The organism is Deltaproteobacteria bacterium (assembly GCA_016183235.1).
GTDB lineage: Bacteria > UBA10199 > UBA10199 > DSSB01 > JACPFA01 > JACPFA01.
The window spans coordinates 1-21647 of the sequence record JACPFA010000036.1 but is presented as its reverse complement, the minus strand read 5'-3'; the positions used below and the strand labels follow the sequence as shown (position 1 = coordinate 21647).

Sequence of the window (21647 nt, the reverse complement as noted above, 5' to 3'; positions counted from 1 at the left end):
TGCTAAAAGCTTGGGTGGTCACGGTTTCTTAACCCAACTCTGTCAAATCGCTTCCGCCAGTCATCTAGAAATCTTAAGCCAACAACTTTTGGCTTTAGCTTCGAGCTATAACTTGAGCGAAGGCCACGAAGCCGGTGCCTTAGTTGTTTATCAATCTTTAGGTAGCGGCCTCATGGGATTAGCCAATGGCAAAGTGGTGGCCGATGCCAGCATGGCCTTGAGTGTGATGCAGGGAGAAGGGAAATACAAAATTGCTGAAGTGGTGCATGCCGCCCGTGGGCTGCAAGGCAGATTAGGTAGTCTGAATACGATGGGGATGTTGATCAGTGGGAGTTTGGTTTCGCGGTTGATGAAGGGCTGGGTGATGCAGCGAGGGATAGGTTTAGTGGGGGGAGCAAATCAAGCCAGGGCATGGGAGTTATTATCGGCAACAACGGCAACCGCCGCAGAAGTAACGTATGTGACGGGCTGGATGGAGTTAAGCCAGCATGGGGAAATAAACTGGGACAGTTATTGGAAGACCTGGGCGCATAATGCGGTTATTTTTGGGGGAGTGAGGGCTGGGGTTGGCGTAGGGTTGGCGGGGCGAGAAGCGATTCATGGAATTAATGCAGCGGGTTTAGCAACGAAACATTTGGAATATTTGAAGGTATGCGGGGGTGCATGCAACGGCCACGACGGCGGAGTTAGGTGCGGCGGGCTATTTGGTGCGAGCGGCGATACCGCAGGTGCATCGATTTGAAACCAGGCAAGCTTTGGAAGCACGGCTGCATCGCAGCATTGCGCGAAATCCACGGCTCACTCGCATTTACGAACATGCGGGGCGTAATTTGCCGGCGTTCTTGAATGCATCTCCTATTCCTCAACCTTGGCAGACCTTGGCTGTTGGTGCAGGTTACACTTTAGAACATTCCTCCATGATGTCCATAGGTCTTGGGGGGTTTGGTTTGGACCCTTTGAGTAATGGAGCTGTCAGATTAGGGGTAAGACTTTTTATGGAAGATAGCTTAACCTTAGCCGACCCCGTTTTACCCGATTATTCTCCTGCAGCACCTCGATTTATGCCGGGAACCAAAATGGTTTATTTGGGAGGCTTGGGTAATATTTTTCCACGAAGTTTATTTTTAGATGAAATGCACCGCTTGTCGGGGCACAAAGTTGTGGTGGTGAGCACGGCCAAAGGTAGGCATCGGGTGCAAGAAAACGATAGCCATGCCATCGTGGGACCTTATAAACACCATTCAGATTCGTCGTGGAATCGGCGAGTTGCAATGGTGGTTGAGCGTTTGAATGAAGCCATCGAAGCGGGTCATTTTGACGATCCAACCATAAAAAGAATTATTTTTTGGGGTCATTCCATGGGTGGCTTACTGAACTTTGCCCTGGGAGTGATCGCTCAAACCGCCCGTGTCGATGGTGTTTTGCCTGATCGAATTTATCGAGAATTTCCGGGGCTGTCTAAAGTGCATTTGCACAAGATTTCGGCCGTGGCAAACTTAGTGCGACGAGGTAAACTGGTAGGAGTGGGGGATCCGCTGGAAGGGGTGCCGGTACCCTTCTGGTTGAGGGCGGTGGATTATGTTGCAACCGGTGGCATGCATCGTCCCTTTAAACCAACCTATCTCGAGAAGGTATATGAACGCACGGGGTTTCAACCCAATCAAGTTTTGGACCTGAGCATTCACACTCGTCTGAACGGGGTTAGGGCAAGACCTAGATCCGGTAATGGCGATGATTCTTGGATGGATTATTTGGGAGATACTGCTTTCAGAGGAGTTTCAGTGGTGCTTAATAATGATGGAGACCGGGTGGTGCCGGGTCGAAAAGGGCTCTTTCAAGCAAGGGGAATTGCAGTTGTTGACGATCTCGATCATGTCGATCAAATTCGTAGCCCGGTATTTTTGGGTAAGTTCTTGGATATATTAGCTCAGAATTTTGGGGATCGGCCTTAACATTTATAAGGACCTAAGAAAGATTTTTTGAGAAGTCGGCAGAGGCTCTCTCAACCCTTAAGCATTGGGGTTTCGAGTAGCCTCTTCCCACTTCTCAAAAAATCTTTCACCGATTCTTATAAAATATAAGTAATAAAAGTCCATTTCATCTCAAGGTCGCCTTGATAAAGTAGACTTTTGGGGGGTGAAGTAAAGGGTGAGGATTGTAGCACCGTGCGCAGTGATTCGTTGTCATAATTTGTAATCCCCGATGGGCTTAAAACGGCTAATTTTTTAAGCCGGCCGCGTTCATCAAGGGTAACCACCATGGTAACCCGTACTCGCCGAACATCGATGGGGTGACCTCTGAAATAGGCGCGGAGCGGCGGCGCAGGGTTGAAGCGTAAACGAAAAATACGTTTGAGCATGGTAAAATATTGAGCATCGGGCATGCCGTAGGCATTGACCCAAGTTTTTTCTCCAACCTTAATCATGGGCATAAAATCGTGATTGAAACGATCCCAGGCGGTTTCATTAAAACTTTCTCCATTGACCGGGGGTTCATAAACTTTTGATTTAGAATTGGGGAAAGGGGCAATTTTAGGAGTGTTTTGAGTTGGGCGGGAACTTTGCTGGGTCACCTTGCCTTGGGAATGGTCGGTTAGGGTAGCGTGGGGATTTTTTTGAGCGGCCACGGTTTCTTGGTTAACTTTGCTGTTATAAGTGCTTTTGAATTTGGCAACTTTAGGGCGTTCTTCTTTTTGAGGTTTGGGTAAATCAACTAAAGATAAATTTTTGGTTTCAACCCACACGACTTTACTATCGGGGGGGTTTTGAGCTGGTTCATTTGAAAAACTGAACCGGTCGAGGCCCAGTAAAATCGAAAGATGAATCGTCAACGAGGCCAACCAAAAAAGTGAAAAAAAGATTCTAATTCTTTTTGCCATAGGAGGCCACTAAGGTGTTGATATTAAACTATACAGATTGCAATGATAATGGCTTAAGACAAGGAAGGCGAAGTCAAAAGCCCGGAGGCGTAGCCAAAGCGCTACGTCGAGGACTTTTGATGAGCCTGACGCAGTATTAAGCCATTATCAGCAGCAAGATGTGTAGTTTAATATCAACTCCTTAGTAAGTTTTTTTCTTTAATGCGTTTCCAGCGTAAACGTTCTTGACGCCGAGTTTCGGCCTCTTTAAAACGGCGCTTTTCGTTTTTGGTTCGGCAAAGCAAGGCAGGAATAGTCGTGGGGCGGCCATTTTCATCAATGGCTACAAAGGTCAGATAACTACTGGCTGTGTGGCGACGTTCACCGGTGAGAGGATTTTCAGCCGTTACCCGAACACCCACTTCAAGGGAAGTGTGGTGGGTGTAATTAACCGAAGCCTGTAAAATCACCACGTCTCCTAATTTAATAGGAGAAATGAAATGCAAATTATCCATGCTGGCTGTCACTGCAATGCGCCGGCAGTGGCGTTGGGCCACAATGGCAGCGGCTTTGTCTATCCATTCCATCACGCGCCCCCCAAAGGCACCACCCAAGACATTCGTGTCGGACGGTAACACCAAATGGGTAAAGGTTGCGTTAGAGGCCGAAGGGCTTTTGGGTTTTAACTTTGCCATGTTTAATTTCTCCGCAAAAAGTTAAGCAAAAAAAGGCAGCCAAAGCCATAGGCAATATATAAGGGGAGTTCGTTTTTCAAAACGTGGGCTGTGCCTAAACTTCCTAGAATAATGAGGGCATAGGTGAGTTGATTCACCGCCCTAGCTAAAATTTTGGTGCCTTTTTTATCGGGGGCGATGCGTAACGAAAGCTCCCCTTTATTAAGTTGTTTAAGAGTACGTTCTAGGGTGGCCGGTAGTTTTAAATAACTCAACAAAAGTTCTTTGACGGCCTCAGCTAGCAGATCTTTGAGCGTGCGATCTTTGCCCAAGACAAATTTTTCGGCATAGGGGATAACAATTTCTAAAGGATTTAACTTAGGATCGAGGTGGGTGACTAAACCAAATAAAACAATTAAGGTGCGTTCTAATAGGGCCCAGTCTTTAGGGATGTTAAAAGTTTGTAAAAGCTCTTTGAGGGAAATATCCATTTTTCGAAATTCAATCAATTCATCTAAGTGATTAATCTCGGCCAAATTAATTTTGATATTGCGCAAATCATCGATCTTAATATTTTTGATACGGTCGTAAAAAAATTCTACAAAACGATCAAAGATTTCTTCATTTTCAGTTTTGGCAATAAATCCCATTTCTTTTAAGGCCTGACTAATGATGCGATTATCGCGGCGAATAATGCCTTCAAAGAATTTGCCAATCCCCTTGCGCATGGGTTCAGAAATGGTGGCAGTGGCGCCAAAGTCCATGAAGACTATTTTGGGCGTAGCATTTGTGGCCTGTACCAAAAAATTTCCGGGATGAGGGTCAGCGTGATAAAGGCCATCAATAAAAATTTGTTTACAATAAGCATGGAGTAATTTTTGGGCTACCACCGTGGGGTCAAGACCTAATTTGCGAAGTGCTTCGGTGTTGGAAATTTTAACCCCTTCCATGAATTCTAAAGTAAGGATGTGAGGGCGGGTCCATTCTGGGTAAACCTTGGGAAACAGAAAATCAGGCTCGGTTTTAAAATTTTGGCGAAGCTTTTCAAGGTTGCTAGCTTCAATATGAAAATCGAGCTCTTCTTGCACCACCTCTTTGATTTCTTGGTAGATTTTTTTGAGCCCATATTGCGGAAAGAAAAGATGCAGCAAAGAAAAAATACGGCGTAAAATAACCAAGTCAGATTGGATGGTTTTTTCAATGCCCGGATACTGAATTTTGACAGCGAGTTTAGTGCCATCGGTTAAGCGTGCGATGTGCACCTGCCCAAGGCTTGCACTGGCAATGGGTTCGGTTTCAAATTGGGCAAAGAGCTCCAGCGGAGTTTTGCCAAATTCTTCTTGAAAGCGTTTTTCAATGAGGGGGTAAGGCGAGGGGGGCACGGCATCTTGTAACCCCTCTAACTCTTGGGTGAAATCGGTGGGCAGAAAGTTGGTCATGATACTCACCATTTGACCCACTTTAATAAACAGCCCTTTGAGGTGAAGGATGCTTGCCTTTAATAAGCGCGCATTGCGTTGGTGCACTTGAACAATGCGACCCGCCAATCTTGCCTTGCCAAAGATTTTTTTTAAAATGCTTAAGTATAAATAACTACCCAGGATTCTGGCGGTTATCCAGTAGGCGATCAAGAAGCGTAACGTGCTGGGTTGAGTGGGGCTTTTGGCCATGGCGCCAACTTAGCGGCAAACGCACAAAAGATCAAGAAATCCAATGGGAATCCAAGCAACTCATCGGGGGATGTGCCGACATGATTTTCATAACGGATTTTTATTTTCGTTTTCGAGGAGGTTCTTTGTATGGCTGGACCCGAGGGGATAGCACCATCATTATTCCCGCCCCCTTTAGCTATCCCTGATTTCAACCAATGGTTTGATTTTGATGCGGCTACGCTTACCTCGCCCCATCATCTAGAGCAATCCTATCAGGTATTTCAAAAATTAGTGCAGGGCCTGCAATCGGCGACAGAGCAGTTGCAACTCAATCCTGCGACTTTAGTACAGCCAGATTTTGTGGAACAACTCAACCAAGGGGTTTTTAGGATTAACCTAACCGTGCCATTAAAGGCCGGGGAATATGAAAAAGATATTTGGATCGAGCCAGGCACCGAGGCGAGTGTTGGCCTCTATATTATGAATGAAGGCTGGTTAGACCCTCAGGTGTTACGGTTATTAAAAGAAGGTGCCAGGTCAGAAGAGATTTTAAAAAGGCTCTCTGAACTTAATGAACCAGGGGGTAAGATTAGTTTGACGGTTAGTTTTTCAAAGCCGGTTTTACTTAAAAATCAATTTTTGTGGATTGATGCAAAGTTGAATAAATTACAGTGGATGATCGGGGGCAGGGTATGGGCCCATGCGAGAGCTTGGGGGATGATGCTAGCTCCAAGAGATATCACGGCTCAAGTGAGCGCAATACTCCTGGGGGAAGAAAGAGAACGATTAGATTTAACGCTAGGTGATGTGGTTGAGTTGATTCCACGCTTGCAAAGCGAATTTGGGGGGGAAGGGGAATGGGTCGCCATTCCATCGGGTGGTGGTTGCAGTTGTAATAAAGCGAGCCGATGGGTGCGGCGGTTGGCAGCCATGCCCGATTTGAGTGAAGCGAGTTATGCTTTAAGCCTCAATTGGTTGGCCAATTTTTCTAAATTATTCAAATTCCCTCTTCAATTAGAACACACTCAAGCCCCGCCTTTTATTCAAGGCAAGGGCTTAGATTTAGCCCAACCCGGTACTGCTAAATTTAATTTAGAAAAGCTGACCTTGGGAGGGGTTGATTTTTATGGGATTGAAGCAAAACTGACGTGGGATCAAGACGGTATGGTGGTTAACGGAAGTATTGCCTATGTTGAAAGTGAGAACCTTGCAATAGAACAAGGCGGTTTTCAATTAGGCGGGATAAAATTTTCGGATGTCAAAATTTCAGGGGATTTGTCTACCGTAACAGGAAAACTCGTTGTCGAAAATTTTAGTTTAAGTTCAGACATTATAGGTGGCCCTCTGCAATTTGACTTCGCGGTTCAAGAACAAGCTGGAGAACCGGCGATTGTTTTAAATAATTTTGAGCTTAAGTTAGATAAGTTTTCGCTTACTTCGGGCCTGCGTGATTTAGCACTTTCCGATGTCAACTTAGAAAAAGGTTATTTGCGGGTCGTGAAAAATGAAGGGGTTTGGCAGTATGAATTTGCGCTGACCCCAAGTTTCTTTTTAGAGGACCTGGCTTTTGGTTCCATCTTTTCCTTAGAAAATACTTATTTTCAGTGTGTTGATGTTTTGGGTTCAAAAGAATTTTCTCAAAATAGCAAATTAGAATTTTTAGGTTGTGAGTTAGATGGGCAAAGCTTAGCCCAATTGCATGGCAGCAGCTTTATTAAAATAAATCCTAAATTAGATTATCTTGATTATGCTCAAGTGGAATGGGCCGAAGAAGGGGTTCGTGTGTGGGCGGCTAATCTTCATTATTGGATAGAGGCGATGTTATCAGGCCTTATCCAAGGCCATTTAGGTATGGGGGGTGGGTTGGAGACATTCGATCTGCACCGTGACGCAGGGCCGCTGCAAATTCGCATGACGGGTTTTAACAATTGGATCGATTTTAATTTAAATACCCCTGCTGGTGAAATTGCAGCCCTTGGCAGGCAAAATTTATCAGAATTACATTATCATGGTGATGGCACAGCCTTGCGAAGTGTAGATGCAAAGAAATTTCGTTGGGATGGGTTGGCCACCGTTAACGCTCCTAAAATAAAGGGCCTGTATCATGGTATTCTTTCGGCGGATTATTTTCGCTGGAGTGAAGGCCAGCCTTCGGGTTTTGAACTCTATGGTTTTGAGGTTTTTAGCCAAGGCAAAATACAGGCGCAATTAGCCAAGGATAGGTTTAATTTTGAAGGCAGAATGGCTTTAGGCCAAGCCGATCTTCATGGTGAAGCTAGGCACAAATTTCACGGCACGGTTCAACAAATGCAAACCCATGGAATTTTAAAATACGTGGGCTTGCCCTTATCAGGTACTTTCTTGGTGGATTTTTCTTGGGGAGAAGCGGGCTTTGGTGCCAAAGCCGCATCGCCTTTAAGGTATCGTTTGCATTCTGACGATGGTGGCAAAATTTCGGTGCGTGGTACTTTATATAAAGACGATCTTAAAACCCGCATCAATTTTTACCCCGGGCTCATCGCTAAGGTGAATGAGGTTCGATTTGGGCCTCGATATTTTACGGGGCGAGGGCGAGGGAGTCTCGGAGGTAATTTTATTCCCAATGCTTGGAACCCTACCAGCACGATTCGCATTTTCGATGAGCAAGGGAAAGCTAGAATTTTTGATTTTATATGTAAGCGGCATGGGGAGATTCGCTTAATGCCGACGCTATATTTTGGGGATGATGTGTGTAAATTAAAAGGCAGATGACATGGCACCGCCTGAGTTCAAGACCATTCATTCGACAGCTTCCGTCGCCGACGGGTTTCCCAGCGGTGCTCGGACCGAAACGGTCCTCCGCTCCGGTGGGATCCCTCCCTCTGGCGCCGATCTGCCGAATCAATTTGCTCAATTTAGGTATGCGGGTTACTGGCCACCATCCCACGAACCACCTATTGATAAGAGCATATTAGTCAGAAGTGTTCCTGACCTATCGACCATTCAATTAAAAGATGTATTGTTGAACCTAAGCGAAAGAGTAGAGAGACTTCGCGTGCATGTTCGAATCCCTTTGAAACCTGGCCCCTATGATAGCCAGGTGCAAAATGATTTTATCCAATTGGGCTATGATGTCGAGCCAGGTTTTGCCGATGTTTGGGTGGAGATAAAAGATGGAAAATTTACTAAGCTAGAAATGGATTTTAATCGGCATATTCGGCTTAGGGTTGATAAATTGGCCATCCCTATCTTGGGTTTGCCTTTGGCTTATTTGGGTAGCCAACTACCCATCGATCGAGTTTACATGGTGACTCACGATGAAGAGGGTCGATTTGAAGGTAGGGTCTTTTTAAAATCAGAAGTTTCTGTTGAAATCACCGATACCTTGGCAAAGTTTTTAAACTGGCCTAAAGATCGTTTGCCGCTGACCCTGGTAGAATGGGCGAAAGCCGTTGTTGATCGCATAGAAGGCAATGTTAAAGTTCAAGGCACGAGCCCTTACGATATTCAGTTTATCGATTATAAAAATGCGATTGTAGAATGGGGTCAGGTCCAGCTAAAGCCTGGCCCCATTAAACTGGCCGACTTTGAATTCACCATTAGCCCTAAAGCCAATATCTTCAAAGTTCAAAAGAGTACTCGAGATACAATTTATGTGGGCCCTTGGTTTTTACAAGGCCTGCGATGGAATCAGGGTGCTTTCTCTTTGGGCCCCATAGGGGGCAGCCCTTTTAAATTGGAACTACGAGAGGATGGTGCCATTCAAGCCCACTCCATGCCTTATAAAAAATTTCCAGGCCTGTGGCTAGGCGCGAGCGAAGTGAATTTTGCAGAATGGAACGTGCTTGCTGAAATTAAAGATCACCTGCAATTGCAACAGTGGGGGTTGCATTATCACAAAAAACAATTTCAATTTAAGGTAGATGGTTTTGAATTAACCCATGCGCTTATCAAACAAGGTGCTCAGTATGCTGTGGTAAAAGAGCTAAAAGCAATCTCGGTAGGGTTGGGTCAACATGCAGCTGATTTAAAATTAACAGACGCGTCTTGTCAGATGGGTGCGCTTCGTTTGGAACAGGGGGCACGTTTTTTGCAGTTAGATTCGGGGCAATTTCAGCATTTTAATGTTGCCTTGCAGCCTCGTGTGCAAATAACCGGCGAAATTACTGAACTCAATTTTAAAGAAGGTCAATTAGGGCAATCACTCGACAACGTGGATTTGAAATTACGCCCTTCTCGAGTGGGTGGTTTTAAGATGCGATGGGATGATGGGGTGGTTCACTTAGAGGGTGAGGAGGCTTGGGTTGATCTCAACCTCGATGATGTGGGTGTGACCCTTGGCAAAACCGGGATTGCCTTTCCTTTAAACACCGACCTTCTTTTCAGGGGTATGAGGTTGGTAGGTAAAGTAAAACATGTCGAATTAGGTCATGTATGGGGTGAGGCGCCGATGGAATTTAAAATGGAATCGGCATTGACTTTAACTGCCACGGGTCGGGGAGAAATCGAAAGTCAGCAATCCATCAACCGGTTTAACTTCAAAGTCGAAAATTTGCGGACTCAAAGTGAAATTTACGGATTACATCTGATCGATTGGAAATTTCAAAAAGGGAATTTGGGCAAGGCCGAATTTGAAACCCACGAACTCACCGGGCAAGTCATAGGCTTGGGTGGCCCTGAGGTGATCGTTGACCAAGCCTATCATTTTAAGGCAGGGTGGCAGTCGGTTAATTTAGATTTAAACCTAGTGGAAAGGTTAGCCGATCAGAATGTAGCTTTGGGAGAAATGATTGCCATGTTTGCATCGCTTGGGCTAAAAACCAGCCAAATTAAAATTCATCTTAACCCTGAAAGGCATTTGAATGGCGGGCAAGGTAGCGGTTCGGGGGATCGTCATTTGTTAGCCACTCATTTGGATTTGTTTGGGGATCAAAGTGGGTCTCGAGCCTTGCTTTTTTGGGATCCTAAACGCAAGAAAGTTATGATGGATTTTTATGGGGGCAAGCTGGAATTTGAAGGGAAATCAAAAGATACCCAAGTTAAGTAAAATTGTGAGGTCATCATGTTGATACGAGTTTTTTCTATTCCTAGCGAAGGTATAGATGTTCCCTTAAACAAGGCAGAGGAGTGGGTCCAAACTGCCCTGCAGGTTGCATTGGGTGGGCTTTACTCTTCTAAAACCAATCTAGTGGGTCACTTAAATGTAACGAAGACGGGTGACAACGTAACCCTTAAGGGTCATGGGTCGATTCGTGTAGAACCTACTTGCAATCGTTGTTTAGAAACCTCTGATTATACAATGGAAGTGCCTCTCTATCGGCATTTGACCCCTTTGGAACAAGGCGCTCATCATCATAAACAGGTTTCGAGTGAGCCCAAGGAAATTGAATTACAAGTCGATGACCTCAATTTTTCTTATTATCAAGGCGAAGAAATCGATTTAGGCAATTTTCTTACGGAAGAAATTGTTTTGGCTTTACCCATGCTATTTCTTTGTTCCCCAGATTGCCCAGGGCTTTGCCCCCATTGTGGTATCAATCTTAAACATCAGCGCTGTGCTTGCAACCAAGAAAAGGTGGGGTCCCCTTTTGGAGTATTAGAAGGCATTAAGATCAAAAAAAAATAATTGGCATTTATGGTTTGAATACACTAGAATCCGTCAAAATTTTGTGGGTTTTGACAGGGGGATTAATTGAGAGGAATAGCATCATGAAAAAAACAGTGAGTCGATTATGTTTGATGATGGGGTGGTTAGGTTGGCTAGCCAATGTGGGGCATGCCCAAACCTTTCTTAATAGTGATGTGGGGGCAGAAAATGAGTTGGTGGTTTGTGATGATGCCGGGTCTTCGAGTGGTACCACCGCTTGTGATACCATTAGTTCACCCACCACGGCCGATGCCCATTCAATTCACTGTGGGTTCATTGATAACGACGTCTATCTCGATTGTGTCGTGGCAACTTCCTCTGAAACCAGCGATAGTGCCGGTAACACCATCGATTTTGGTTGGTTGCGCAATTTAGGCACTTCGGCAACGCAAGGGTCCGATCAGTTTACGACCATTGTTAATGTTACTCTGCCAAATTTTGGTGGTGAGGATGTTTTTGTGCGCCATGGCACGTTGTTAGTTCGCAACCAAACCCCCACCGGGCTTACTGGTGCCACCGTGACAACGGGTGTTGATGGAAGCAACGGTGAAGATCCCATCATTGTTGGTGTGGATACGCCCTTTATGGGTGGGTCTGAAATTATGGCCATGGGTTTTTCGGCTTCGAGCGGTTTTAGCGAAGGCACATTAGCTGCGGCTTCTTCGGATGATGCTGCCATCATTTCAGGCACTCAAAATCCCATCAATTTATACAGCACTAACACTCCCACCACAGCAGGGGGTGAAAAATCAGCGGCCCTTTTTGATTGTGATGGAGATGGTGATTTAGATGTGGCCGTAGCGGTTCGAACGGGTTCGGGGCCTTTTGGGGTATCGATCAATGCTTCGATTAACACAGGTTCATCATTGGCTGATGTGGCTGCGGCCAACGTCTCAGCCACTAATTTTTCTGAAAACCCGCTGCAAGGGGCGAGCCTTACGGTCGGTAATTTCAATTCTTCCACCGATAGCATCCCCGATATTGCCCTGGCGGTGAATGGCCCCAGCACCAACGAACCTCTCCATTTATGTACGGGCACAGGCACGGCGAATGCTTGCACTTTCACCTGTTCTGAAATTGTCGATCTTCGTGATTTAGTGGGTGGGGCTGATTTTGACCCCTCTTCTATTACGAGTGGAGATTTTGATGGCGATGGGTTTCAAGATGTAGCTGTAGCGGGTCAAACCGGGGCCTTAGGTGTTATTATTTATGTTTTCGGTACGGGTGCAACGCTCGATAGTTCCACCGCAGTCAATGTTACGCCTACGGCAACGGGATTTACGGCCTTAACCGTGGGGCAAATTGTCACAGGATTTTTTAACACCGATACCGTGGCCGATGTGGCTTATACCATGTATCTACCCACTGGCACGACTCCGGGTGCCATGTTGAATGTCATTAATTCAACCGGAGATCGTAGTTTGGGTTCTCCCGAAGAATTGCCATTAACGAGCACGAGTGAAGATCATTATTTTAGCGATGTCTTAGATGCCGTAGAATTCGACCGCTGTGGGGGCGATGATATCGTGGCCCTCTATAATCAGGAATCCGCTGGTGCCAACGGCGATGCCCGTATGATGGCCGTGTGGTGGAATCAAAACGAAACCCCAACCGCTACCATTAGTAGTAGTTTCCCCAGTGGTGAGGTGGGATTAGGTGGGCGTACCACTTTAACAGCAACTTGTGTTGATTCAACTCAAGACCCCATGACCTACACCTGGTCAGCCAGTTGTAGTGGGGGCAGTGGGACCTTTGCCACCAGTTCAGGCACGATTGCAGCGGGTACTGTCACTAACGATGTTTCAACAACTTTTACTGGAGATGTCGCCGGTAGCTGTACGATTACCTTGACATGCGCAGACCCTTGTGGTGCATCTAACGCTAGTACGGCCACGGTAAACATTTTGAGTAGTCAGGTTTGTGGAGACGGAGCGGTGCAAGGCAGTGAGGCTTGTGATTCTGGAGTAGCCGGTGGGAGTTCCACTTGTAGTGCGAGTTGCACGATTCAATTTGGTGGTGCCCCGGCTTATACCCAAGGTAGTACCTTATGGTCTTGCTCGCTAGCCCGCAATTCAGATTTTACAAATAGAAAGGAGAATCTATTTATGTGGGGATCTTTTGGTATTTTATTATTAATGTTTTGGCGATTTAAAAAACAGGGTTTTTTGGTGCTCTTTTTCTTGGCCTGGTTGGCCCAGCCTGCCTATGCCTTGACCAATAGTTTTAGTATCAATAATTTCAAACCTACCATCGACGATTCTGATTTCTTTACCGTGTATACCGCCAACACCTTACGCAAGCGTGATTTTCATGTGGGCCTTTGGTTAGATTATGCAAAAGATCCTTATGAATTCGGTAACAGCAGCTTTAGCAGGGTTTCAGGCATTGTTGACCACCTCGTGACGGCTAATATTGTGGGTAGTTATGGGGTACTCGATTGGTTTAATGTTGGGGTTCGGGTTCCGGTTTATTTAGTTGAAACCATCAATGCGCCTCTATTATCCCTCGATGAAAGCAATGTGGCCTTGGGTGATGTTGAATTAATGACCAAATTTCGTCTCCTCGATCGTGAAGAACACCGGGTTGGCATTTCAGTCATGCCTTTTGTGACATTTCCCACCAGTACCGATAGCCGTGATTATTTGGGGAATGGCAGCTTTTCGGGTGGGGCCAGGTTAATCTTAGATACAAAAATTGTTGATCGCGTCACTTTGGCACTCAACGTGGGTTACGAAGTACGTAAACCCTTTACCGACTCGGGTGGTTTGCAAATCGACGATCGATTTTTGGCGGGCTTAGGGGTGGGGGTTGATATCATTAAATACAAACTTAAGTTTATAGCCGAGGCCGATACCACCACCGTGGCCGAAGATTTTTTTAGCGTTCGGCGCAAAACACCTCTCGAAGTAAGAGCAGGTATACGTTACGTGTTGGCTGATCGCATTGACCTTAACCTTGGCGGTGCCATGGGGCTTACCAATGGTGTAGGGTCGCCTGAATTTCGTATTTTGGCCGGGGCTAGTTATACCAAACGGCCACTTGCATCAGCTACGCTGAAAGATGACGAAAATGAAGTTACCATTGGTGATGAGTTAACCTCGAAGGTGTCTGATCGTATTTATTTTGAATACGATAGTGACAAAATTCGAGATATTAGCCGGCCCACTTTAGATAAAGTAGCGGCCTTTATTAAGGCACACCCTGAGATTACGGCCATCCGTATTGAAGGCCACACCTGTGACTTGGGTAGTGATGCCTATAATAAACGTTTGTCTCAGAAGCGTTCTGAAGCGGTTCGTGCCTACATGGTTAGCCAAGGTGTTCCGGCAAGTATTATGAAATCAATTGGGTTTGGTGAATCAAAACCAATCGTTGAAAATAAAGATGAGCCTTCCCGTGAGCAAAATCGCCGAGTGCAGATGTTTGTTGAGGCAATTACCGAAGATGTTCCACAATCGAAATAGTTTGTGGGGCACCTTTTAAAATAAAGCTTATTGACTTTGAGAAGGGGCTTTAGTACAAGCCCCTCTTTGGTGAAAGAACATGCCAGTACCTAAGCGAAGAAAATCAAAGTCGAAAAAGGGAATGCGTCGAGCCCATCAGCATTTAGCGGGCATGAGCATCTCACTTTGCCCTCGTTGTAAAACCCCCAAATTACCGCACCACGTTTGCACCCATTGTGGATATTACAAAGACCGCGATGTGTTGAAACTTGAGGAGCAATATTAACTCTTATGTCCACAGAAAAAAAGATTATTCAAATTGTTGCAGAACAATTGGGGTTAAGTGAAGATGAAGTTCAAAAAGATGCAGCCCTCATCGATGACTTGGGTGCTGATTCGCTCGATGTAGTTGAGTTGGTCATGGCTTTAGAAGAAGAATTCGAAATGGAAATTCCCGACGAAGATGCCGAAAAGATTGTTAAGGTTTCCGATATTATTGATTATGTCAAACAGCGAACCCAGTAAGTAATTCTCTATGGGGCATGAAACCTCTGAAAAAGTTCCAGATGCAAGGCGCCTGCAGATCAGCAACCGGAGCGTACATGCAAGTACGTGAGGATTGCTGATTTGCAGGCAACGCCGCAGATGGAATTTTTTCAGAGGTTTCATTTATGAAGATTGCCCTGGCTTGTGACCACGCCGGTTTGAGTCTCAAAGCAGCCATCTTGCGTTTTTTAAACAGCCGTAAAATTGAAGTTTTAGATTTTAGCCCCCTTAATTCTGACCGGGTTGATTACCCTGACTATGCTATTCGAGTGGCTGAAAAGGTGTCGCGGGGCGAGGCCGATGCAGGTGTTTTGGTTTGTGGCACTGGCATTGGCATGTCCATCGTGGCTAATAAATATAAAGGGGTGAGGGCTGCGGTAGTTTCGGATGTTGAAACCGCTAAACTTACCAAAGAACATAACAATGCCAATGTGATTGCCTTAGGGGGTAGGCTCCATTCCCCTGAAAAAGCCACTCAAATGATAGCGGCTTGGTTAGATGCAAGCTTTGCGGAGGGGAGGCATCGCGTGCGGCTCGATAAAATTCAATCCATTGAAAAAAAGATGAGCTACATTCAAAGTATTGACCCGCAAGTTTATGAAGCCATTGAGTTAGAAAAGGCGAGGCAAGAATATCACCTGGAATTAATCGCCAGTGAAAATTTTGTAAGCCCAGCGGTCATGGAGGCCCAAGGCAGTGTATTGACCAACAAATATGCCGAAGGTTATCCAGCCAAACGCTATTATGGTGGTTGCGAATATTATGACATCATTGAAAACTTGGCTATTGATCGCGCTAAACAATTGTTTGGGGCAGAGGCGGCTAATGTTCAACCACATTCCGGCTCGCAAGCCAACATGGCTGCTTATTTGGTGGCGTTAAAACCGGGTGAAACCGTTTTAGGTATGGACTTGAGCCATGGTGGCCATTTAACCCACGGGGCCAAGGTTAATTTTTCAGGGTTTCTTTTTCATGCGTTTACTTATGGGGTGAAAGAAGATTCAGGTCTATTAGATTATGACCAAGTGCGTGATTTAGCCAAAACGCATCACCCCAAGCTCATTGTGGTGGGGGCCAGTGCCTATGCGCGGAAAATCGATTTTAAACTTTTTAGAGAAATCGCCGATGAAGTAGGGGCCAAACTTTTAGCCGACATTGCGCATCCGGCAGGGCTCGTGGCGGCAGGTTTACATCCAAGCCCAGTGCCTTATTGTGAATTTGTGACGAGCACGACTCATAAAACCCTGCGCGGGCCTCGCGGGGGTTTGATTTTGTGTCGCCAAGAATTTGCCAAACCCATCAATAGTAAAATCTTTCCCGGTATTCAGGGTGGGCCCCTAATGCATGTGATTGCTGCAAAGGCTATAGCCTTTCAAGAGGCCTTAAAACCTGAATTTAAAAAATATTGTGAGCAAGTGATTAGCAATGCCCAAAAGTTGGGGGCAACGCTTATGGCGCAAGGGTATAAGCTGGTTTCGGGTGGCACCGACAATCATTTGATATTGGTCGATCTTAAAGACAAGCCCATCACGGGTCAGCAGGCCGAAGAGGCCTTAGGGCGAGCAGGCATTACCGTTAATAAAAATACCGTGCCGGGTGAAAAGCGGTCGCCGTTTGTCACCAGTGGCATGCGGATTGGCACACCGGCCGTTACGACACGAGGCATGAAGGAATCTGAAATGGAAATGATTGGTAACTGGATTGTGAGTATTCTCAACGAGATCAATAATAATGAACTGCAGAAGAAAATTAAACAACAAGTTAAAGAACTGTGTACCCAATTCCCATTGTATAGAAAATAGGAAGCAATCTTCCATATTATGAAATGCCCTTTCTGTTCATCCCTCAATAACAAAGTCATCGATTCGCGGCTTTCGCAAGAGGATAGCATTGTACGTAGACGAAGGGCCTGTGAGGCCTGTGGCAAGCGGTTCACCACCTACGAACAAGTAGAAGAGACTTTTCCCCTCGTGGTTAAAAAAGATGGGCGGCGTGAACCCTATGATCGTAACAAGGTCATCGTGGGTCTGCAAAAGGCCACTGAAAAACGCCCCATTTCGGTCGAAACCATCGGAAAGGCGGTCAGTGATATTGAAGGAGAAATTTTAGATAGAGGGGAAAAAGAGGTGGCTTCGCACTGGATTGGCGCATTAGTCATGAACAAACTTAAAGTATTAGATGAGGTAGCCTACGTGCGATTTGCCTCGGTCTATCGTTCGTTTAAAGACGTGGGAGAATTTGTGACCTTGATCAAAAATCGCAATCGGTTATAAGAGCAGTATGTCATTGAGACCGTCCGTCATCCCGGGCTCAGACCCGGGATCCATGATGATTAAATTCATGCACCAAGCCATTCATTTAGCCTTGAAAGGCCAAGGCCTTACTTCCCCCAATCCCATGGTAGGAGCGTTGGTGGTTAAGCAGGGTAAAGTTATTAGTGAAGGTTATCATCATAAAGCTGGCAGTGATCATGCGGAACTCATTGCCCTAAAAAAGGCCGGAGCCAGAGCCCTTGGGGCGACTCTCTATGTTACGTTAGAGCCTTGTTGCCATACCGATAAACGCACGCCACCCTGTACCGAAGCTATTTTAAAATATGGGGTGAAAGAAGTGGTCGTGGGAACCTTAGATCCCAATCCTAAAGTATCGGGCAAAGGCGTTCGATTTTTACGCAAGAATAAAGTTAAAGTAAAAGTTGGAATATTAAGAGAAGTCGCAACAAATCTTAACAAGGCTTATAACAAGTGGATCCAAACCCGGCTCCCTTATGTGCTATTAAAATCGGCCATGAGTTTAGATGGTAAAATTGCTCTAGCCAACGGCCGGTCGAAGTGGATCACGGGCGAAGCCGCTAGAAACCATGCCCATCAGGTGCGGGCTCGGGTCGATGGAATTTTGGTTGGCATAGGGACGGTACTAGCCGACAATCCCTATTTAACGGTGCGACTTCAATCTTCTAAAAAAATCCGTCAGCCACGCCCTATTGTTTTAGATCCCAAATTGAAAGCCCCTTTAAACAGCCATGTGGTGCGCCCTGGTGCTATTTGGATCGTCAGCGAAAATGCACGTAAAAATCAATTTATCAAAATTAAAAAGCTACAACAAAAAGGCGTTCAGGTTCTTCCCTGCCCAATGAAAAACAAAAGTTTTGTATTGTCGGAATTATTACGCCACTTAGGCGCCATGAATATCACCTCCATTTTAGTAGAAGGCGGCGCCACCACCATCACCCATTTTATGAAGTCAAAATTGTGGGATGAATATTGGGTCTACCAAGCCCCCAGCCTCATTGGCAGTGATGGCCTTAATGCAATTCATGATTTGCAATTGTCTCTAAAATTAATCCACCAACAATGCATTGGCCAAGACCATTTAAAAATCTTTTTGCCCGCATAAATCGACCGTTTTTAGTTTTGGTTTTTTAGAAGATTTTGATTTTGTTAAAACTTCTTTTCCCACCCGTGCCCATTGGGTAATGGTTTCACTAAAGTAAATAAGCTTGTTTAACCCCTTTATTTTGTTTAGATATTAAGCATGGAATCAAAAATTACCCAGGCACTTGGTTGGTTTCAACAAGGAAAAGATTCAGAAGGGAAAGAGATTGTCTGTTCAAGTCGTGACATTTTTCAAGGTAGGTTAGATTCAATGCTGAGGCAATTGATACAACAAACATCTAAAGAGGTAGAAATCTCCCTTTTTACAGCGATAATAGGAGAGTTAGGGAATAACTGTTTTGACCACAATTTGGGTCAATGGCGTGATATTCCGGGATGTTGGTTTGCATATGGTTTCGAATCAAATTATTTGTGGAGTGTCGTTGCCGATCGGGGCCAGGGGGTTCGTTCTTCTTTGGGGCATATTTTACCCGATATAAAAAGTGATGAAGAGGCATTAGAGATTGCTTTTCATAAAAAACTTTCTGGCCGAAGTTCCGAAAAAAGAGGGAATGGGCTCAAGTTTGTTCGTGGTCTCATTAATGGTGATAGGGCAAGGGGGCTTTTGTTTACTTCTGGGAATGCAGTAAAGATTTTTGGTGGGCTTGAAAATAAGATCAAAACAATTTTTCAAACAAAAAAAACCAATGGCGTTGGGGCCTTTATTTTTGTATTATTTCAATTAGAAACATGAAGATCAAAATTAAAAAATTTGGAGACATGCTTGTTTCAAGGCCTGCGGGGCACGATGCTTTTTTGGTCATCAAATCTTATTTAAAGCCTTCCTCAAAATCGGAAATTATTGAGCTTGATTTTGCAGGGGTTAAAGTGATGACTCCTTCTTGGTTGGGCGAGGTGTTGCAGGGGCTTAACCAGGAATTCGGCGATCGTGTTCATTGCCTTCCTTCCAATAATCCAACGGTGATTGAATCTTTAAAGGTTCTAGAAGACTAACCTCAGCGATTTACCGTGTTCCCCTGTGTCACAACCCTAGATAATTCTAAGGAACCATTTGAGTTAGGGTGTCGGTTGCAGGGTCTAATTCATAGAGGGTTGAAGCACAGGAGCGTAGGGTGGTGGAGAGTTCTTTGCAACTATCAGTTCGGAGGATGAACTTTTTTAGTTTGTTGTTGATAGGTCGCAGGGACAGCTTCTTATCAACAATTTCCTTGGAATTTAAGGCTTCAATTTCTGCAATTTTGATTTTGGCGCTAGTGTTTAAATTAACTTTCCATACAGTAGCAGTGTCGTGTTCAATATAATATCCCCACTCATCTTTAATATTAGAGGGTTCAAACACCCAACCCTGATACGGGAATTTACTAATGGGCAGGGGTGTTTTTGATGAAAGGTCCGTGGGAAGTATGACTTGTTGATAGATTGCATAAGCATAAGGTTGATAGCTTGCATAAGAAGGGCCTTTCACAGTTTCAGACAATAAAATCCATTGGCCGTTTTGACTGATTTCTATACGTGCAGTGTGTTGCTTATTGGCCACCGTAAATGTGGCAAGAGTGGCGATACTGGAGACGGAACCCGTTTTTAGATGATGGACGTAGAAGGTTTCTGGGAGTACCGGTGCAATTAAAGTGGCTCCGTCGTTGGAGAGGTAAAAAAGACCAATTTTTAGAGAGGTCCCAGTTTTGCTAGGGGCAATGGCCATTTGAGGCCCCGTGAGAGTTTTAGGAGAGCTAAATTTATAAGTGTTAAGCTTAACAGGGTTAGGGTCGAGGGTACTTGCAACATACAGGCTACCTTCAGCAGATGTCCAATAGAGAAGATGATCAGGCCTTGACCAAACGGCGGGCCAAGCCAGAAGATTCGGGGGTGGTTCTAAGGGTTGTAATTGTTGAGTATCAAGTTCGACGATGTAATACTTATATTCCTCTCCGTAAATTTTTCTGAGCACAAAAAAACCAGAGTCTGAAAGTACATCCATGTCAGGTGGAAAATCATAATAGTCGTTGGCAATCAAACTCTCAACAAAGTAGGTTTGTAAATCTGGGATAATATTTTCAGTAGGGTCTTTAAGGGTAATAGCCTCGGTTGTTTTGGCTCCTACACTGTAGCGGAATAAATGGATTTGATCCTCTTGCTCCCCTGTGAAATAAAGGGAATTTTTATAAAATTCAATGGGATCTGTCTTTCCTTCAAACAAGATATGGTCAGTTTTGGCCAAAGCATCGTAAAGAAAGATGAAGTTTAGGATTTTTTTGCTCGACCAAAGAATAACCACCCGCTTGGGTATGGGTATAGATTCTTTCCGTTGTGGAAAAAGCAAGCAGGGTTTCATCGGCATTAACGGTAATATTAGAATCAATCTGGGAATTGGCGAAATCAGATTGGGCCGTAGCTGGGCCTTGGATTGATTCCTGAAGTCCTTGTTTCGATCCACAGCCGTAGGTTATTAATGGAGTTATAAAGATTGAAGCCAGAGTAAAATTTTTAACTAATCCCATACCATAAACTACCCCTTTTTAATTTTTTTCAGCCTAAATTAACATCGTCGATGTATAGGGTGGTGGTTGCTGATTGTCAAGCTATGGATTAGGTTTTTGTATACAGCTTGTATACGTTTTGTTAACTGATACGTCCTGAAATTATCCTTTTGACGAGAAAAGAGACAAGATGAATCCCTTTCCTCTCCTCACTAAATCTCAATGGCCATTGGGCCCTCCACGCAGACTTTACTTGATGGAGTTTCCTCAAAATACAAAGAGCATTCTAAAAATCAACTATATTGTGTTTGTGATCTTGGCAGTTGCTGCAATCACGTTTATTCCAGTTGTGAGTATTTATTATTATCATGCTTGGACAATGAGCCTAAAATTTTCATTGATGAAGAAAGAGCTCCTTGTCCTCAGTCCATGGGTCATCGTTTGTTTCATAATCGTTTTTTATGTAATCATTCGTGGTCCCTATCGTCCTTCCCCTTACTGGTGGATCCATAAAAAAGAGATGGAACGTCGAGAATGGTTGTTGAAATATGGCGAAGTGTCCTCTGCCAAGATCATCAGTCTAGCCGTGTTTAGAAGACAAGCTTTTTCCCCGCGCACTTGTAGAGTAATTTATGAATTCTCAGTGGATCAAGGTCAGACAAAAATTGAGGGAAAGGATTATCATCCCAATCATCTATGGAAGGTTGTGAAATCAGAGATGGTCGTCCCTGTGTTTTATGACCCCAAGGATCCAAAATCGAATGTGCTTTATATTTTCTCTCGGTCTGCTTTTTGCCCATCTAAATTTTAACAAATTCTTTCCGACATGATGATGCTGTTAGCTAAATTTTAAAAATGCACTAAATAAACTTTAAAAGTGCACTTTTTTAACATCCTCTTGTTTAAGGGTGTACTCGCCCACCAATTTATTTTCATCCCAGATTCTTACTTTGACGAGTTTTGTTTTTGGATCCAGA

General features: G+C 44.7%; 19 protein-coding genes. 14 read left to right on the top strand and 5 right to left on the bottom strand.

The genetic code is table 11. The features are described from left to right. Positions 1-742: hypothetical protein (locus tag HYU97_09245; GenBank protein MBI2336928.1), on the top strand; the 742-nt coding region annotated here is incomplete at its 5' end. Further along, positions 660-1952, top strand: coding sequence for a hypothetical protein (locus HYU97_09240; GenBank protein ID MBI2336927.1), 1293 nt, complete (start codon positions 660-662; stop codon positions 1950-1952). The genes HYU97_09245 and HYU97_09240, both read left to right, overlap by 83 nt. Positions 1953-2068: 116 nt before the next feature. Here HYU97_09240 and HYU97_09235 read toward each other — a convergent pair whose 3' ends face one another. From HYU97_09235 to HYU97_09225, 3 genes are all read right to left on the bottom strand, one after another. Next, positions 2069-2878 carry a TonB C-terminal domain-containing protein gene (locus HYU97_09235; GenBank protein MBI2336926.1) on the bottom strand — a complete coding sequence of 270 codons (810 nt, stop codon included), beginning with the start codon at positions 2876-2878 and terminating at the stop codon, positions 2069-2071. Positions 2879-3051: 173 nt separating this feature from the next. Continuing rightward, a complete protein-coding gene (locus HYU97_09230; protein ID MBI2336925.1) occupies positions 3052-3552 on the bottom strand; it encodes an acyl-CoA thioesterase in 501 nt (166 codons plus the stop codon). 2 nt (positions 3553-3554) lie between these two features. Continuing rightward, positions 3555-5201 (bottom strand): AarF/ABC1/UbiB kinase family protein, encoded by a 1647-nt coding sequence (locus HYU97_09225; GenBank protein ID MBI2336924.1) that lies wholly within the window; start codon positions 5199-5201, stop codon positions 3555-3557. Positions 5202-5330: 129 nt separating this feature from the next. Here HYU97_09225 and HYU97_09220 point away from each other — a divergent pair, with 129 nt between their 5' ends. The 11 genes from HYU97_09220 to HYU97_09170 all read left to right on the top strand — a co-directional run bounded on the left by HYU97_09220 (position 5331) and on the right by HYU97_09170 (position 19186). After that, positions 5331-7934, top strand: coding sequence for a hypothetical protein (locus HYU97_09220; protein ID MBI2336923.1), 2604 nt, complete (start codon positions 5331-5333; stop codon positions 7932-7934). Between the two features lies 1 nt (position 7935). Further along, positions 7936-10209: a hypothetical protein gene (locus HYU97_09215; protein ID MBI2336922.1), complete on the top strand. Its 2274-nt coding sequence runs from the start codon at positions 7936-7938 to the stop codon at positions 10207-10209. Positions 10210-10224: 15 nt separating this feature from the next. Beyond that, a complete protein-coding gene (locus tag HYU97_09210; GenBank protein MBI2336921.1) occupies positions 10225-10788 on the top strand; it encodes a DUF177 domain-containing protein in 564 nt (187 codons plus the stop codon). Positions 10789-10871: 83 nt separating this feature from the next. After that, positions 10872-14273, top strand: a complete 3402-nt coding sequence (locus tag HYU97_09205) for an OmpA family protein (GenBank protein MBI2336920.1) — start codon at positions 10872-10874, stop codon at positions 14271-14273. Positions 14274-14352: 79 nt separating this feature from the next. After that, complete coding sequence (gene rpmF, locus HYU97_09200) at positions 14353-14538, top strand: 50S ribosomal protein L32 (protein ID MBI2336919.1); 186 nt, start codon at positions 14353-14355, stop codon at positions 14536-14538. A gap of 5 nt (positions 14539-14543) precedes the next feature. After that, on the top strand, positions 14544-14777 hold the full coding sequence (gene acpP / locus HYU97_09195; protein MBI2336918.1) for an acyl carrier protein: 234 nt from the start codon (positions 14544-14546) through the stop codon (positions 14775-14777). 146 nt (positions 14778-14923) lie between these two features. Further along, complete coding sequence (gene rpiB, locus HYU97_09190; GenBank protein ID MBI2336917.1) at positions 14924-16600, top strand: ribose 5-phosphate isomerase B; 1677 nt, start codon at positions 14924-14926, stop codon at positions 16598-16600. Positions 16601-16618: 18 nt separating this feature from the next. Beyond that, a complete protein-coding gene (nrdR, locus tag HYU97_09185) occupies positions 16619-17071 on the top strand; it encodes a transcriptional repressor NrdR (GenBank protein MBI2336916.1) in 453 nt (150 codons plus the stop codon). 52 nt (positions 17072-17123) lie between these two features. Next, the gene (gene ribD, locus HYU97_09180) at positions 17124-18194 is read left to right on the top strand and encodes a bifunctional diaminohydroxyphosphoribosylaminopyrimidine deaminase/5-amino-6-(5-phosphoribosylamino)uracil reductase RibD (protein MBI2336915.1); all 1071 of its coding nucleotides are present in this window, start codon (positions 17124-17126) and stop codon (positions 18192-18194) included. A gap of 138 nt (positions 18195-18332) precedes the next feature. Next, the gene (locus HYU97_09175; GenBank protein MBI2336914.1) at positions 18333-18926 is read left to right on the top strand and encodes a hypothetical protein; all 594 of its coding nucleotides are present in this window, start codon (positions 18333-18335) and stop codon (positions 18924-18926) included. Then, the gene (locus HYU97_09170; protein MBI2336913.1) at positions 18923-19186 is read left to right on the top strand and encodes an STAS-like domain-containing protein; all 264 of its coding nucleotides are present in this window, start codon (positions 18923-18925) and stop codon (positions 19184-19186) included. Before HYU97_09175 ends, HYU97_09170 begins: the two co-directional genes overlap by 4 nt. A gap of 46 nt (positions 19187-19232) precedes the next feature. Here HYU97_09170 and HYU97_09165 read toward each other — a convergent pair whose 3' ends face one another. Both HYU97_09165 and HYU97_09160 read right to left on the bottom strand, forming a co-directional pair. Then, a complete protein-coding gene (locus HYU97_09165) occupies positions 19233-20390 on the bottom strand; it encodes a hypothetical protein (protein MBI2336912.1) in 1158 nt (385 codons plus the stop codon). Positions 20391-20397: 7 nt separating this feature from the next. Next, a complete protein-coding gene (locus tag HYU97_09160; GenBank protein MBI2336911.1) occupies positions 20398-20691 on the bottom strand; it encodes a hypothetical protein in 294 nt (97 codons plus the stop codon). A gap of 169 nt (positions 20692-20860) precedes the next feature. Between HYU97_09160 and HYU97_09155 the strand changes: the two genes are divergently transcribed. Next, positions 20861-21481 (top strand): hypothetical protein, encoded by a 621-nt coding sequence (locus HYU97_09155; GenBank protein ID MBI2336910.1) that lies wholly within the window; start codon positions 20861-20863, stop codon positions 21479-21481. Positions 21482-21647: the final 166 nt, after the last annotated feature.